The following is a 13,968-nucleotide window of genomic DNA, read 5'->3' on the forward strand; positions in this document are numbered from 1 at the left end:
CGCCGTCTGCTATCGACAGATGTCACGGGGATTGTGTCGGCTGTCCGTTCAGTCGAGCCAGTCCGGAACCGAATCGAGACCGATCAGGTCTTCATAGCTGGTTCGCGGGCGAATCACATGGAAGCGGTTGCCGCTGACCAGAACCTCTGGAACCAGAAGCCGGGTGTTGTAGGTCCCCGCCTGCACGGCACCATAGGCACCGGCGGAGCCGACCGCGATCAGGTCACCGGGCTTCGGCATGGCCATTTCCCGGTCGAGCGCCAGATAGTCGCCGGTTTCGCAGACCGGGCCGACGATGTCGGCCTTGATGCGCGGCGCATTGGCGGCGGAAATCCGGACAGGCCGGATCTCATGATAGGCCTCGTAGAGCGTCGGGCGGATCAGGTCGTTCATGGCGCCGTCGACGATGACGAAGGTCTTCGAGCCGCCATCCTTCACATAGATGACCTCGGTCACCAGGATACCGGCATTGCCGACGATCAGCCGGCCCGGCTCCATGACGATCTTGCAGTCCAGTCCGCGCAACTCGTTCTTGACGATCTCGGCATAGGCGTCGGGCAAGGGCGGCGGATTGTTGTCTTCCTTGTAGGGAATGCCAAGGCCGCCGCCGACATCGACATGGTCGATCGCGTGGCCGTCGGCCCGCAGCGTGTCGACCAGTTCCCGCAACAGCCGGAAGGCTTCCTCAAAGGGCTGCAGATCGGTGATCTGGCTGCCGATATGCATGTCGATGCCGGTTACCTTGATGCCCGGCAGGGTCGCGGCATAGGCATAGACAGCCCGTGCGCGCTCATAGGAAATGCCGAACTTGTTTTCCTTCTTGCCCGTCGAGATCTTCGCATGGGTCTTGGCATCGACATCCGGATTGATACGGAAGGAGACATGCGCCTTCTTGCCCTCGCGCACGGCGCGGGCGTTCAGCACTTCCAGTTCCGGTTCGGATTCGACGTTGAAGCAATAGATGCCGGCATCGAGCGCCAGGTCCATTTCGGCAATGGTCTTGCCGACGCCCGAAAACATGATGCGCGAGGCAGGAATGCCGGCAGCCAGCGCCCGGCGCAGTTCACCGCCCGAGACGACATCGACGCCCGCCCCGAGACGACCCAGCGTCTTCAGCACCGCCTGGTTGGAATTGGCCTTCATCGCATAGCAGACCATGGCATCGACATCCGAAAATGCCTTGGAAAACACAGCGTAGTGGCGCTCCAGCGTGGCTGTCGAATAGCAGTAGAAGGGCGTGCCGACGGCCTTGGCGATGTCGGTAACGGGCACGTCTTCCGCATGGAGAACGCCGTTGCGATGTTCGAAGTGGTTCAAGGGACTGGCCTGACTAGAGGAGGGGATCGAGAAGGAATGGACGGTCTTCGGCGTCCTGTTTCTTCTCAGCCGTGCCTGATGGCGTCTTGGTGTTTAGCGGCCCGCTTACGCCCGGTCGGTCGAGTTCGCCCTTGCGGCCGCAGCCGGAAAGCGCGACGCCGGCCGCGGCCAGGGCGACGAGGAGATAGACTGTGTTTCGCAGAAGCATGGAACTCTTTCCCGGCCCGGCCGATCGGGCATTCCTACAATTCGTCAGGACTCATAACCAGTTTTCAGGATGTTGTGCACCCTGAATCGTGTTCGTCAGTTGCGCGTGCGCCACCAGGCGATCTGCTTGCGGACTTCGCTCGGCGCGGTGCCGCCAAAGGAGGTGCGGCTGGCGACCGAAGCCTCGACGGTGAGCACGCCGAAAACCTTGTCGGTGATCGCCGGATTGAGCGCCTGCAGGTCTTCCAGCGAAAGCTCTGCCAGTTCGCAGCCGTTCTTTTCGGCAAGCGCCACCGCATGGCCGGTGACATGATGGGCGTCGCGGAAGGGCAGGCCCGCTTCCCGCACCAGCCAGTCGGCAAGGTCGGTCGCCGTCGAATAGCCGGAGCCAGCGGCGGCTTTCATGCGGTCGGTGCGGATGGTCATGTCGCGGACCATGCCGGTCATGGCGGCAATCGCCAGTTCCAGGCTTTCGGCCGAATCGAAGACCTGTTCCTTGTCTTCCTGCATGTCCTTGGAATAGGCGAGCGGCAGGCCCTTCATCACGGTCAGAAGCGCAATCAGCGATCCGTTGATGCGGCCGGTCTTGGCCCGCACCAGTTCGGCGGCGTCCGGGTTCTTCTTCTGCGGCATGATCGACGAGCCCGTCGAGAAGGCATCCGACAGCCGGATGAAGCCGAATTGCGGCGTCGACCAGATGACGATTTCTTCAGCCAGACGCGACAGGTGCACGGCGCAGATCGAGGCAAGCGCCAGGAATTCAAGCGCAAAATCGCGATCCGAGACCGTGTCGATCGAATTGCGCGTCGGGCCGCTGAAACCGAGCGCCTTGGCCGTCATGTGGCGATCGATCGGAAAGCCGGTGCCGGCCAGTGCCGCGGCGCCGATCGGGCTTTCATCCATGTGCTCGATGGCATGGCGGACGCGGGCGCGGTCGCGGCCGAACATTTCGACATAGGCCATGCAGTGATGGCCGAAGGTGACCGGCTGGGCCGTCTGCAGATGGGTGAAGCCGGGCATGACGGTGTCGGCATGCTCTTCGGCACGATCCAGAAACGCGGCAATCAGGCCTGTCAGCATGCTTTCGCATTTCTGCAGTTCTTCCTTCACCCACAGGCGAAAATCGAGCGCCACCTGGTCGTTGCGCGAACGGGCGGTGTGCAGGCGTCCCGCGGCAGGGCCGATCAGCGTGGCAAGCCTCGCCTCGATGTTCATGTGGATGTCTTCGAGCCGGCGCGAGAATTCGAACTGGCCGCTTTCGATCTCTGACAGGATCGTGTCGAGACCGTGAACGATCTTGTCTTTATCCTCTGTCGAAATAATGCCCTGATGCGCCAGCATGGTCGCATGCGCTATTGAGCCGCGGATATCCTGCGCGAAAAGCTTCTTGTCGAAGTCGATCGAGGCATTTATCTCCTCCATGATCGCATCCGGCCCCGAGGCGAAACGTCCACCCCACATCTGGTTGGAGGATTTGGTCTCAGAGTTGCCGTCAGCCATGAACAATGCCCGCCTTGGAGAATGATCCGTCTTGGAAAATCAAACGACAGACCCGAAGAAACGTTTTTCGGCCGCCAGGCTGGTGGCATTCGCCGCCATTGCCGGGCTTATCGCCGGTGCGGCTGGGGTATACGTGATCGAAACCCGGTCTGGCAAGGATACACTCGCTGAAACCGCTGATGCCGGGCGCTGCGAGGCTTCAAAGGACAAGGTCGCCGCGATCACCCCGTTTCTCAAGGGGCAGGTCGCCGCCATGGCGCCGGTCGCCGAACCGCGACCGCTGGCTGGTCTGAACTTCAAGGGCGCGGACGGCCGTGACCTGACGCTCGCCGATTTCGGGGGCAAGGCTGTCCTTCTCAATCTCTGGGCCACTTGGTGCGTGCCGTGCCGCGAGGAAATGCCGGCCCTGAATGCGCTGGAGAAGGCTGCGGGGAGCGACCGGTTCGAGGTCGTTGCCGTGAATATCGATATTGGCGACGAAGAAAAGCCGAAAGCCTTTCTCGAGGAGACCAAGGTCCACGACCTCGGCTTCTACCGGGATTCGTCGATGGGCGTCTTCAATACGCTGAAAAAGGAAGGCCTCGCTTTCGGCCTGCCGGTAACGCTTCTGATCGACGACAAGGGCTGCCTGATCTCCGCGATGAACGGCCCGGCGGTGTGGGACAGTGATGACGCAAAGGCGCTTGTGAAGGCGGCTGTGGGATCGTAAGGCCTCAGCCGGCTCCGGAGGCCTGCGTTCCAGCCTTTGCTTTCGGCCGCAGGATTGCGTCCTTGAGCACGTCGAGGACGCGGGGGTCGAGCGTCTGCGAGACGTTGAAGCGCATGAAGCCGGTTGCGCTTTGTGACAGGCTGAACACATTGCCGGGCGCAAGGACGATGCGGCTTTCAAGTGCCGCGCGTGCGACGTCGGCGGCGTCCAGATCGTCCGGAAGCCGGCACCACAGAAACATCCCGGCGCGCGGCTCCAGCCACGGAACGATGCCCAGATTGCGCAGTCTGGCGGATACGTCGGTCATCGCCCGCGAGAGACGGACCTTCAGGCTCTCGACGTGTTTGCGGTAATTGCCGTCGCTCAACACCTGCAGCACCAGATCCGCCGTCAACCGGCCGCCACCGAAGGATGTCGCGATCTTCAGATCGGTCAGCGCTTCGATCCACTCCGGTTTCGCGGCGACGAAGCCGCAACGGGCTGCAGCGGACAAGGTCTTGGAGAAGCTACCGATATGGATGACCCGGTCGAGTCCGTCGAACGCAGCCAGGCGCGGCGCCGGCGCGTGTTCGAAATCGGCAAAGATGTCGTCCTCGATGATGGTGAGGTCGAACTGCTCGGCAAGCTTCAGGATCTTGTGGGCGATCACAGGCGAGAGCGTGGCGCCGGTGGGGTTGTGGATCGCCGAATTGGTTATGTAGAGGCGTGGACGATTTTCCGCGAGCGTGTGCGCGAAAGCCTCGATATCCGGGCCGGACGGCGTATAGGGCACGCTGACGATCCGGGCGCGATGGGCCCGCAGCAGGGCGTGAAAATTGAAATAGCAGGGATCGTCGACCAGGACGGTGTCACCAGGTTCGATCAGGAACCGGCAGAGCAGGTCGATGGCCTGGGTGCCGGACTCCGTCAGCATGATCTGGTCGGGATTGGCCTCGATCCCGTGTTCGGCCATGCGCCTGGTGATGAGCGTTCGAAGCGGCGATGAGCCCAAGGGAGATCCATAACCTGCCAGGGCTACTCCGTCGGCGCGCGACAGGGTTCTCAGCGCGCGGCGCACGCCGTCTTCGGCAAGCCAGGACGCCGGCAGCCAGCCGCAGCCCGGCTTGTGGTCTCCATCATCGGCTTCCAGCGACTGGCGGGAGATCCAGAAAGGATCAATAGCGCGATCGAGCTTTGGGGCTGCCTGCGACAGCGAGAACGGTGCCGCCTGGTTTGCCACGTAGAAACCGGACCCCGGCCGCGACAAGATGGCACCTTCCCCGACCAATCTCTCATAGGCATCGACGACCGTCGAGGTCGACACGTTCAGCGTCGTTGCCAGGCGTCGAACCGACGGCAGTTTTGCGCCGGGCGTCAGGCCGCGTCCGGCGATACGCTGCCTGATCGTCTCCATGACCATGGCCACACGCGTGGTCCGTCCTGCTGTTTCTCCGCTCATCCGTATTGCCATTGTTACCATAACAGTTTGTCGTAACTGTACCAGAGTGTCTCTGGCAAAGCCAAGGGTGCGGAACGATAAGGAGCGCGTCGGAATGCATTTTTCCGGGGCCAAGGTCGGTTCAAGAGAAAAATCATGCTGAATTTCAAGATGATGAAGCGCCAGCGCGTTTTGCATAAGACGCGCGGCGAAGATGGGGTGACAGATGGATCGCATGGCGAGCGGGTGGATCAATGGCTTTATCGGCGTGTTGATCTTCAGTGGATCGCTGCCGGCCACGCGCGTGGCGGTGATGCATTTCGATCCGCTCTTCCTCACCGTCGCGCGGGCAACGATTGCCGGCGTGCTGGCGCTCGGGCTGCTGCTCCTGTTCAAGGCGAAGCGTCCTTCTCGTCGCGAAATCGTCTCCCTCTTCGTCATAGCGCTCGGCGTGGTCGTCGGTTTTCCCTTGCTGACGGCCCTGGCGCTCAGGCATGTGACGTCGGCTCACTCCATCGTGTTCGTCGGCCTCTTGCCGCTTTCAACCGCCATCTTTGGCGTCCTTCTGGGTGGTGAACGGCCAAAACCGGCCTTCTGGCTGTTTTCGCTCCTCGGAAGTGCATTGGTTGCCGGTTTCGCATTGGCGCAAGGGCTGACGGTGTCGCCGGTTGGGGACGCGCTGATGCTGGCGGCGATCATCGTCTGCGGGCTCGGTTATGCCGAGGGTGCGCGGCTTTCGCGAACCCTTGGCGGATGGCAGGTGATTTCCTGGGCGCTGGTTCTGTCGCTGCCGGTCATGCTCGCAGCTGCGATCCTTTTCAGGCCTGCGACCTTCTCCGGCATTGCCGTTCCGGCGTTCGTCAGTCTGGCCTATGTCTCGATCTTTAGCATGCTGATCGGCTTCGTGTTCTGGTATCGTGGCCTTGCACAGGGCGGGATTGCCGCGGTCGGCCAGTTGCAGTTGCTGCAGCCATTCTTCGGACTGGCGCTTGCGGCGACCCTGTTGCGCGAACCCGTCACCTGGCAAATGCTTGCCGTAACAGTCGGCGTCATCCTGTGTGTCGCCGGGGCACGAAAGTTCGCCCGCTAGCATCCTTGTCCAATGAAGGCTGCCGTCCATCCCCGTGCGCAAGCAAGGGTTGATGTGGTGCTTGGTGGCTCTACCGCGTCGGGACCGGAACTTCGCCGCGGTAATCGTAGAAGCCGCGACCGGACTTGCGGCCGAGCCAGCCGGCCTCGACATATTTGACGAGCAGCGGGCAGGGGCGGTACTTCGAATCCGCCAGGCCGTCATGCAGCACCTGCATGATCGAGAGGCAGGTGTCGAGGCCGATGAAATCTGCCAGCTGCAGCGGTCCCATCGGATGGTTGGCGCCGAGCTTCATGGCGGTATCGATCGCCTCGACCGAGCCAACACCTTCATAGAGCGTATAGATCGCCTCGTTGATCATCGGCAGGAGAATGCGGTTGACGATGAAGGCCGGAAAATCCTCGGCGACGGTGATCGTCTTGTCGAGCGCTGTCACGAACTGCTTGGCGGACGAGAAGGTGCCTTCTTCCGTCGCAATGCCGCGCACCAGCTCAACCAGCTTCATCACCGGGACCGGGTTCATGAAATGAATGCCCATGAAGCGTTCCGGCCGGTCAGTGGCCGAGGCCAGGCGGGTGATCGACAGGGACGAGGTGTTGGTCGCGAGGATCGCGTCGGCCTTCAGGACCGGACAGACCTGACCATAGATCTTGCGCTTGACGGTCTCGTCCTCGGTGGCGGCCTCGATTACAAGATCCATCGGCGACAGGTCGTTGAGATCGGCCGATCCCTTGATCAGCGACAGCGCCTTCTTGCGTTCTTCGTCAGTCATCTTGCCGGAGGAGACCTGGCGGGCGAGATTTCCGTTGATCGTTGCAAGGCCAGCCTCGATGCGGTCGGCGGAGATATCGTAGATATGGACCTTGTATCCGGACACCGCCGATACCTGGGCAATGCCACAGCCCATCTGGCCCGCGCCAACAATTCCGACATTCTTGATCATCGAGCCGATTTTCCATCATCAGGACGAAAGCGCGATTGCGGCTTCCGTTTATGCAAAGATACTGTGCGGCCGGCAGCACCGGTCCGGAGCCAGTGATAAAGCCATATGGGCTAATTTTCCAGCCTTTATTGCTGGCTTGGCCGCAACTCCGCCATGTTTGAAACGTGCGGGCCGGCAATCGCGGCCGAAACGAAAAAAGGCGACCACGCGTTTCGCGGGATCGCCTGATTCCTGGCAGTCTGCCTGTTTACAGAGCCTTTTCAAGCTCCGGCAGGATCGTGAACAGGTCGCCGACAAGACCGTAATCGGCCACCTGGAAGATCGGCGCTTCCTCGTCCTTGTTGATGGCGACGATGACTTTCGAGTCCTTCATGCCGGCCAGGTGCTGGATGGCACCGGAAATGCCGACCGCGATATAGAGCTGCGGCGCGACGACCTTGCCGGTCTGGCCGACCTGCCAGTCGTTCGGGGCGTAGCCTGCGTCGACGGCGGCACGCGAGGCGCCAACGGCCGCGCCGAGCTTGTCGGCCACCGGCAGGATGAATTCCTCGAACTTTTCGGATGATCCCAGCGCGCGGCCACCCGAGATGATGATCTTTGCCGATGTCAATTCCGGACGATCCGACGAGGACAGGGCGTCGTTGACAAAGGTCGATAGACCCGGATTGGCGACAGCCGAAATCGTCTCAACCGGCGCCGAGCCGCCTTCCGATGCGGATGCGAAGGAGGCGGTGCGGACGGTGATGACCTTCTTGGCTTCGCTCGACTGGACCGTCTGGATGGCGTTGCCGGCATAGATCGGCCGCTTGAACGTGTCGGGCGAAACGACTTCGGTGATTTCCGAAATCTGGGCGATATCGAGCAGGGCGGCTACACGCGGCGCGACATTCTTGCCGGTCGAGGTCGCCGCAGCAAGAATCGTATCATAGGACCCGGCCAGTGAGACGATCAGGGCTGCCAGCGGTTCGGCAAGATTGTTGGCGAGGTCGTCGCTTTCGGCGAGCAGCACCTTGGAGACGCCGGACAGTTTTGCGGCCGCATCGGCTGCGGCGCCCGCACCCTTGCCGGCAACGAGGACGTGGACGTCGCCGCCGATCGTGACGGCAGCGGTCAGCGCCTTGGCTGTCTGGTCGGAAAGCGTTGCGTTGTCGTGGTCAGCCAGAAGAAGAATGGCCATGGTGTTAGTCTCCCTTTTCTGGAATTAGAGCACGCCGGCTTCGGTCTTGAGCTTCTCGACGAGTTCGGCAACCGACTTGACCTTGATGCCGGCCTTGCGGCCCGAGGGCTCCTCGGTCTTCAGCACCTTCAGTCGCGCCGTCGTGTCGACGCCGAAATCGGCCGGTGTCTTCTTGTCGAGCGGCTTCTTCTTCGCCTTCATGATGTTCGGAAGCGAAGCATAGCGCGGCTCATTGAGGCGCAAGTCCGTGGTCACTACCGCGGGAAGCTTGATCTCGATGGTCTGCAGACCGCCATCGACTTCGCGTGTGACTGCAGCCTTGCCGTCGCCGATCTCGATCTTGGAGGCAAACGTGCCCTGCGCCCAGCCGAGAAGCGCCGACAGCATCTGGCCGGTCTGGTTGCTATCGTCGTCGATCGCCTGCTTGCCGACGATGATGAGGCCCGGCTGTTCGGCTTCCGCCACGCCCTTGATGATCTTGGCGACGGCCAGCGGCTCAACGGCATCGTCGGTCTCAACGAGGATTGCCCGGTCGGCGCCCATGGCGAGTGCCGTGCGCAGGGTCTCTTCGGCCTTGGCCGGACCCACGGAGACGACGATCACTTCCGACGCCTTGCCGGCTTCGCGCAGGCGAAGCGCCTCTTCGACGGAAATTTCGTCGAACGGGTTCATCGACATCTTCACATTGGCGAGTTCGACGCCGGAACCATCCGGCTTGACGCGGATCTTGACGTTATAGTCGACGACACGCTTTACGGTGACCAGAACTTTCATGGAATCCTTCCTTCAATGCGTTTGCAGGAAAATGCGCTTTAACGAAGCGGCCTGATTGTCGGTTGGCGACATCGATACGCGTTTTTTCCCGAATTACAATCTTTGCCCGGATGCGGCATGGGATGCTGACGGGTAAATTAAATTACCTTTACGTGCACGTCAATAAAATCCGATGCAAGATTTGACGAATCGGTGCGGCATCTTCGGCAGTGGCTTGTGGTCTTCTCGATCAAACACCACCGTCTGCTCCGGCGTCGCGTTTCCGACAAGATGCAGCAAAACTGGGCTAGCGCATTCAATACGCTGCACAATCCCAACTCCAAGGGCGGCACAATAGAAGGTCTCGGACCATCGCAAATATGGGGTTGTTACTTTGTCGACAGCATCGCCCTCAGGTTGGTCGGCCCCAGGGGCTGGGACGGTCCGGTTTTGTCTCGACCGCCACGGCTGCGTCTGACGGCGTCGCCTGTATATGTTCGACAGCCCGCGGACTGACGATCGTCCGGTCGAACAAGGGCACGCCACGGCGTCGCAAAATGACAACCAGGAGAGCGCCGGCAATGATGCCGCCGACATGGGCGCCCCAGGAGACCCCGCCCGACGGATCGATGAGCAGCATGAAGAATTGCTGTCCGATCCAGAATGCCAGCGGAATGATGGCGGGCAGGGGCAGGGGAATGCGGAACAGGACCAGCACCCAGACGCGGACTTTCGGATGCAACAGAAAATAGGCGGCGACGACACCCGAGATCGCACCGGACGCACCGATCAGAGGCGCCTGCGATTCGACATCGATCAGGCCATGCATGAAGGCGCCGGCGGCAGCGCAGAGCAGATAGAAGACCAGGAAGCGGACGTGCCCGAGCGCATCCTCGACATTGTCGCCGAAGACCCAGAGGAACAGCATGTTGGCGGCCAGATGCCAGAAGTCGCCATGCAGGAAGGCGTAGGTCACGTAGGTCGCCTCATCAGGCACCAGCGCCAGTCCGGGCTCGAGTGACGCATAGTCAAAGGCGACGGCCGGTATATAGCCAAGCCCGACCACGGCGGCATTGGAAAAAGCCTCGGGCACCAGCACCGGCCCGGTGATCAGCCAGAGGACCACATTGATGATGATCAGGCTGATCGTCACATATTGCAGCTTGATGTGTTTCAGGGAATTCGCGTCGTGCAGCGGTATGAACATGCGGTCCCCTGAAGGCGCTCAGATTTTCAGTGACGTTACCTGTTTTTTCCAGGAACCCAAAGCACATCCGCGCGGCCCTTGTCGTTGGACCAGCGCGCCGCAACGAACAGGAAGTCCGAGAGCCGGTTGATGTATTCGAGCGCCGCCATGCTGACGATTTCGCCAGGCAGGCGAGACAGTTCAACCATCTGCCGCTCGGCGCGGCGGGCTACCGTGCGGGCGATGTGCAGCGTCGCCGCCGCCTTGCTGCCGCCGGGCAAAACAAAGGAACGCAAGGGCTGGAGATCGCCGTTCAAAAGATCGATTTCCGTTTCGATGCGCGCAACCTGCGCCTCGACCATGCGCAGCGGTTCGTATTCCATCACCTCGCCGGTCTCCGGTGTCGCGAGATCGGCCCCGAGATCGAAGAGGTCGTTCTGGATGCGCATCAGCATGGCATCGAGATCGGCCATGTCGTCCATGTATTGCCGGGCCAGACCGATGACGGAATTCGTCTCGTCGACGGTGCCGTAGGCATCGACGCGCAGGTCGGATTTCAGGCGACGCGGACCGGTCGCCAGACCCGTCGTGCCGTCGTCGCCGGTCTTGGTGTAGATCTTGTTGAGCTTGACCATGATACTGTTCCCGTCCGTCAGCGTCCGCCGCCGGTAATCCACAATGTCAGCATGATCAGCGCGATGGCAACGGCCTGGAGCAGGACACGTGCCTGCATCAGCTTGTTGGAGGTGCTGCCGCTGCCGCCCTTTGCCATGTGCATGAGGCCGCGGATGAGGACGATGACGACAAGGCCCATGACGAGCAGCGTCAGGCCGGTAAGAAAACTGGACATGCGAACGTACCTTTGCCTTTCAAATCAGCCGAGCCGGCCGATAATGCGATAAAACAGGCCAGCGGGCAGGAGCTTCTTCAACAGGGCACCTTGCCGGGCAGGCCGGGTCACGATGTAGTGCGGTCTCGGCCTTTTCGCCGTCAGCGCGTGCTTCAGCACGTCGTAGACCGCGTCGGGGCCAAGTTTGCCGCTGGCCGGTTTGCCTTCTCCGCGAAGCCGGCGCATCTGTTTTTCGTAGTCCGCGGCATGCACCGAACCCTTGAGGTCGATATGCCGTTCAATATGGGTGATCGCATTGGCCGTGAAGCGCGAAGCGATCGGTCCCGGTTCGATGAGGCTGACCTCGATACCGCTGCCTTCCAGTTCCATTCGCATCGTCAGCGAAAGACCTTCCAGCGCAAATTTCGAGGCATTGTAGGCGCCTCTCCATCTATACGGCACGATGCCGAGAATGGATGAGCATTGCACGATCCGTCCGTGCCCCTGCGACCGCATGGCCGGAATGACGCGTCGCGTCAGGTCGTGCCAGCCAATGACATTGGTTTCCAGCTGAATGCGCAGTGCTTCCGTCGGCAGGTCTTCGACTGCACCGGCCTGACCATAGGCGCCATTGTTGAAGAGTGCGTCGATCTGTCCGCCGGTCCTTGCAAAGACCTGGTCGACGAGCGCCGCAATGGTCTCTGTTTTCGTATAGTCCATCAGAAAAGCTTCGATGCCATCGGCTTCCAGCGACGGCAGATCCTCCGGCCGGCGCACGGTGGCAAAGACCCGCCAGCCGTCGGCGTTCAGGGCGCGGGCACAGTAAGCGCCGATGCCCGAGGAGCAACCGGTGACGATTATGCTGGGTTTGTCGTTCATTCGGCCTGTTCCCGTGGACATTTGCGCCCGGTTTCCCATATTCGGAAGTGGGTTACACTTGAATGGCACAAGAGACAATTGGAGACAGGATGGCGGCCGTCTTACAAATCGCCTGGAAGGTCGTCTTCGACGCCGTCTGGCACTTCAGCGAGGATGATGGCTGGGCGATGGCGAGCCATGTCGCGCTGTCGACGCTGCTGGCGATCTTTCCCTTCCTGATCTTCGGAACGGCCCTTGCCAGCTTTCTCGGTGCCGACCAGTTTGCGGTCACCGCCGTCCACCTCATCTTCGACACCTGGCCGGAATCGATCGCCAAGCCGATTTCCGACGAGGTCGTGCAGGTGCTGACCACCCCGCGCGGTGGGCTGCTGACGATTTCGGTGCTGGCGGCGGCCTATTTCGCCTCCAATGGCGTCGAGGCCCTGCGTGTCTCTCTCAACCGCGCCTACCGGGTTTCGGAAAGCCGCGCCTGGTACAAGACGCGGATCGCAAGCCTTGCCTTCGTGCTGGCGGGCGTGCTGGTTCTGGCCATTGTCAGCATTCTGCTGGTTGCGGTGCCGCTGGCGCTTCGTTATGCCGCAACCTATCTGCCGCTGTTCAACGATGTTTTGAGCCTGCTCGACAGCTGGAGCCTGGCGGGTGTCTTCGTCATGCTGACCACAGGCCTGATCGTCAGCCATCTCTGGCTGCCGGATGGTCGCCGCAAGATCATGGACGTGCTGCCCGGGATCGTGCTGACGCTGACGGCCTGGTCGGTCGGTGCCTATCTGTTTGCCTCCTACCTTGCCTCCTTCGCCAACTACGTCTCGACCTATGCGGGCCTTGCCTCGATCATGATCGCGCTGGTTTTTCTCTACATCGTCGGGGTGATCTTCATCCTGGGGGCCGAGATCAATGCCGCGATCATGAAATACAAGGTGAAGCGCATGGTCATCCGCAGTTTCCGGGGCACGCGGGATGTGGAACCGCCCGCCAAACAGCCGGTTGAAACCGTCCTATAGAACTGCCCGGCGCAGGTCTTCCGGTGTCTTGCCCGCAGTCCGGAAAGCTGCGATGCCGGTGTCGCGATTGCTCTTCGACAGCTTGCGGCCGTCCGGCCCGAGGATCAGCCGGTGATGATGATAGACGGGCTCGGGCAGGTCGAGAAGCCGCTGCAGCAGCCGGTGCACCGCGGTCGCGTGAAACAGGTCCTGGCCGCGCACGACATGGGTAACGCCCTGCAACGCGTCGTCCACCACCACCGACAGGTGATAGCTCGACGGCGCATCCGCCCGCGACAGGATGACGTCGCCCCAGGCGGCCGGATCCGCCGCGATGCTGCCGGTCTCGCCCTTCGGCCCACTCCCGGTTTCCTGCCAGGAAAGTGTCTCGCCAACCATTGCCAGTGCCTTTGCCATGTCGAGCCGCCAGGCATGCTGCTTGCCGGATGCCAGCATGCGCTGCTGCTGGGCCGGCGAGTGGCCGCGCTCCTCGGGCGGATAGAGCGCTGCGCCTTCGGGATCGCGGGGCCAGACCTTGCCCCGCTGCTCGAAGGTTTCGACCATCGTCTTGATGGCGCCGCGTGTCAGGAATGCCGGATAGACCACGCCCATCTTGACCAGCCTGCCCAGTGCCTCGCGGTAGAGATCGAGATGGTCGGATTGCCGGCGCACGGGCTTTTCCCAGTCGAGGCCAAGCCAGGCAAGGTCTTCGAGAATGGCTGCCTCGAATTCCGGTGTGCTGCGCGCCGGATCGATGTCCTCGATCCGCAGCAGCAGCCGGCCACCCACGGCCTTCGCCATGTCCTGGTTCAACAGAGCGGACAGGGCATGTCCCAGATGCAGCAGGCCATTCGGGCTCGGGGCAAAACGGAAGACCGGTGGTTTTGACAAAGTCGTGTTCATGGTCTCTTCTTGGCATGGAAGCGGCCTGCCGGTCACTTGTTTTGTGAGGGACGGTTGTTTGCCCCTTAAGGCGGCAAC

The 13,968-nt window shown here is 61.6% G+C and carries 15 protein-coding genes; 3 read left to right on the forward strand and 12 right to left on the reverse strand.

What is annotated here, in order from left to right:
* Positions 1-48: 48 nt before the first annotated feature.
* From lysA to argH, 3 genes are all read right to left on the reverse strand, one after another.
* Complete coding sequence (gene lysA / locus AX760_RS21040; RefSeq protein WP_071834958.1) at positions 49-1,317, reverse strand: diaminopimelate decarboxylase; 1,269 nt, start codon at positions 1,315-1,317, stop codon at positions 49-51.
* Positions 1,318-1,330: 13 nt separating this feature from the next.
* On the reverse strand, positions 1,331-1,525 hold the full coding sequence (gene lptM, locus AX760_RS21045; RefSeq protein ID WP_071834960.1) for an LPS translocon maturation chaperone LptM: 195 nt from the start codon (positions 1,523-1,525) through the stop codon (positions 1,331-1,333).
* Between the two features lie 95 nt (positions 1,526-1,620).
* Positions 1,621-3,024: an argininosuccinate lyase gene (gene argH / locus AX760_RS21050; RefSeq protein ID WP_071834962.1), complete on the reverse strand. Its 1,404-nt coding sequence runs from the start codon at positions 3,022-3,024 to the stop codon at positions 1,621-1,623.
* Between the two features lie 31 nt (positions 3,025-3,055).
* Here argH and tlpA point away from each other — a divergent pair, with 31 nt between their 5' ends.
* Positions 3,056-3,733: a thiol:disulfide interchange protein TlpA gene (gene tlpA, locus AX760_RS21055; RefSeq protein WP_071834964.1), complete on the forward strand. Its 678-nt coding sequence runs from the start codon at positions 3,056-3,058 to the stop codon at positions 3,731-3,733.
* Positions 3,734-3,737: 4 nt separating this feature from the next.
* On the opposite strand, the gene AX760_RS21060 is transcribed toward tlpA, so the two are convergent.
* Positions 3,738-5,192: an aminotransferase-like domain-containing protein gene (locus AX760_RS21060; RefSeq protein WP_071834966.1), complete on the reverse strand. Its 1,455-nt coding sequence runs from the start codon at positions 5,190-5,192 to the stop codon at positions 3,738-3,740.
* Positions 5,193-5,376: 184 nt separating this feature from the next.
* On the opposite strand from AX760_RS21060, the gene AX760_RS21065 reads away from it, so the two are divergent.
* Positions 5,377-6,240, forward strand: a complete 864-nt coding sequence (locus AX760_RS21065; RefSeq protein WP_071834968.1) for a DMT family transporter — start codon at positions 5,377-5,379, stop codon at positions 6,238-6,240.
* 70 nt (positions 6,241-6,310) lie between these two features.
* On the opposite strand, the gene AX760_RS21070 is transcribed toward AX760_RS21065, so the two are convergent.
* The 7 genes from AX760_RS21070 to AX760_RS21100 form a co-directional block, all read right to left on the reverse strand.
* Complete coding sequence (locus AX760_RS21070) at positions 6,311-7,183, reverse strand: 3-hydroxybutyryl-CoA dehydrogenase (RefSeq protein WP_071834969.1); 873 nt, start codon at positions 7,181-7,183, stop codon at positions 6,311-6,313.
* 247 nt (positions 7,184-7,430) lie between these two features.
* The gene (locus AX760_RS21075; protein WP_071834970.1) at positions 7,431-8,360 is read right to left on the reverse strand and encodes an electron transfer flavoprotein subunit alpha/FixB family protein; all 930 of its coding nucleotides are present in this window, start codon (positions 8,358-8,360) and stop codon (positions 7,431-7,433) included.
* Positions 8,361-8,384: 24 nt separating this feature from the next.
* On the reverse strand, positions 8,385-9,134 hold the full coding sequence (locus tag AX760_RS21080; RefSeq protein WP_071834971.1) for an electron transfer flavoprotein subunit beta/FixA family protein: 750 nt from the start codon (positions 9,132-9,134) through the stop codon (positions 8,385-8,387).
* 391 nt (positions 9,135-9,525) lie between these two features.
* On the reverse strand, positions 9,526-10,320 hold the full coding sequence (locus AX760_RS21085; RefSeq protein WP_071834972.1) for a rhomboid family intramembrane serine protease: 795 nt from the start codon (positions 10,318-10,320) through the stop codon (positions 9,526-9,528).
* A 35-nt stretch (positions 10,321-10,355) separates the two neighbouring features.
* A complete protein-coding gene (locus AX760_RS21090; RefSeq protein WP_071834973.1) occupies positions 10,356-10,934 on the reverse strand; it encodes a cob(I)yrinic acid a,c-diamide adenosyltransferase in 579 nt (192 codons plus the stop codon).
* Between the two features lie 17 nt (positions 10,935-10,951).
* Complete coding sequence (locus AX760_RS21095; protein ID WP_071834974.1) at positions 10,952-11,149, reverse strand: twin transmembrane helix small protein; 198 nt, start codon at positions 11,147-11,149, stop codon at positions 10,952-10,954.
* A gap of 24 nt (positions 11,150-11,173) precedes the next feature.
* Positions 11,174-12,007, reverse strand: coding sequence for an SDR family oxidoreductase (locus tag AX760_RS21100; RefSeq protein WP_071834975.1), 834 nt, complete (start codon positions 12,005-12,007; stop codon positions 11,174-11,176).
* 89 nt (positions 12,008-12,096) lie between these two features.
* Between AX760_RS21100 and AX760_RS21105 the strand changes: the two genes are divergently transcribed.
* Positions 12,097-13,008 carry a YihY/virulence factor BrkB family protein gene (locus AX760_RS21105; protein WP_071834978.1) on the forward strand — a complete coding sequence of 304 codons (912 nt, stop codon included), beginning with the start codon at positions 12,097-12,099 and terminating at the stop codon, positions 13,006-13,008.
* Here the strand turns inward: AX760_RS21105 and gluQRS are convergent.
* Positions 13,003-13,890 (reverse strand): tRNA glutamyl-Q(34) synthetase GluQRS, encoded by an 888-nt coding sequence (gene gluQRS / locus AX760_RS21110; protein WP_071834979.1) that lies wholly within the window; start codon positions 13,888-13,890, stop codon positions 13,003-13,005. The two genes, AX760_RS21105 and gluQRS, sit on opposite strands and share 6 nt — an antisense overlap.
* Positions 13,891-13,968: the final 78 nt, after the last annotated feature.

It is taken from the genome of Pararhizobium antarcticum, from assembly GCF_001885585.1.
Taxonomy (GTDB): Bacteria; Pseudomonadota; Alphaproteobacteria; order Rhizobiales; family Rhizobiaceae; genus Pararhizobium; species Pararhizobium antarcticum.

Excerpts from the sequence above, each read along its gene's own strand:
- lptM (WP_071834960.1), bottom strand. The coding sequence starts at position 1,525 with ATGCTTCTGCGAAACACAGTCTATCTCCTCGTCGCCCTGGCCGCGGCC.
- argH (WP_071834962.1), bottom strand. The coding sequence starts at position 3,024 with ATGGCTGACGGCAACTCTGAGACCAAATCCTCCAACCAGATGTGGGGT.
- AX760_RS21060 (WP_071834966.1), bottom strand. The coding sequence starts at position 5,192 with ATGGTAACAATGGCAATACGGATGAGCGGAGAAACAGCAGGACGGACC.
- AX760_RS21065 (WP_071834968.1), top strand. The coding sequence starts at position 5,377 with ATGGATCGCATGGCGAGCGGGTGGATCAATGGCTTTATCGGCGTGTTG.
- AX760_RS21070 (WP_071834969.1), bottom strand. The coding sequence starts at position 7,183 with ATGATCAAGAATGTCGGAATTGTTGGCGCGGGCCAGATGGGCTGTGGC.
- AX760_RS21075 (WP_071834970.1), bottom strand. The coding sequence starts at position 8,360 with ATGGCCATTCTTCTTCTGGCTGACCACGACAACGCAACGCTTTCCGAC.
- AX760_RS21080 (WP_071834971.1), bottom strand. The coding sequence starts at position 9,134 with ATGAAAGTTCTGGTCACCGTAAAGCGTGTCGTCGACTATAACGTCAAG.
- AX760_RS21085 (WP_071834972.1), bottom strand. The coding sequence starts at position 10,320 with ATGTTCATACCGCTGCACGACGCGAATTCCCTGAAACACATCAAGCTG.
- AX760_RS21090 (WP_071834973.1), bottom strand. The coding sequence starts at position 10,934 with ATGGTCAAGCTCAACAAGATCTACACCAAGACCGGCGACGACGGCACG.
- AX760_RS21095 (WP_071834974.1), bottom strand. The coding sequence starts at position 11,149 with ATGTCCAGTTTTCTTACCGGCCTGACGCTGCTCGTCATGGGCCTTGTC.
- AX760_RS21100 (WP_071834975.1), bottom strand. The coding sequence starts at position 12,007 with ATGAACGACAAACCCAGCATAATCGTCACCGGTTGCTCCTCGGGCATC.
- AX760_RS21105 (WP_071834978.1), top strand. The coding sequence starts at position 12,097 with ATGGCGGCCGTCTTACAAATCGCCTGGAAGGTCGTCTTCGACGCCGTC.
- gluQRS (WP_071834979.1), bottom strand. The coding sequence starts at position 13,890 with ATGAACACGACTTTGTCAAAACCACCGGTCTTCCGTTTTGCCCCGAGC.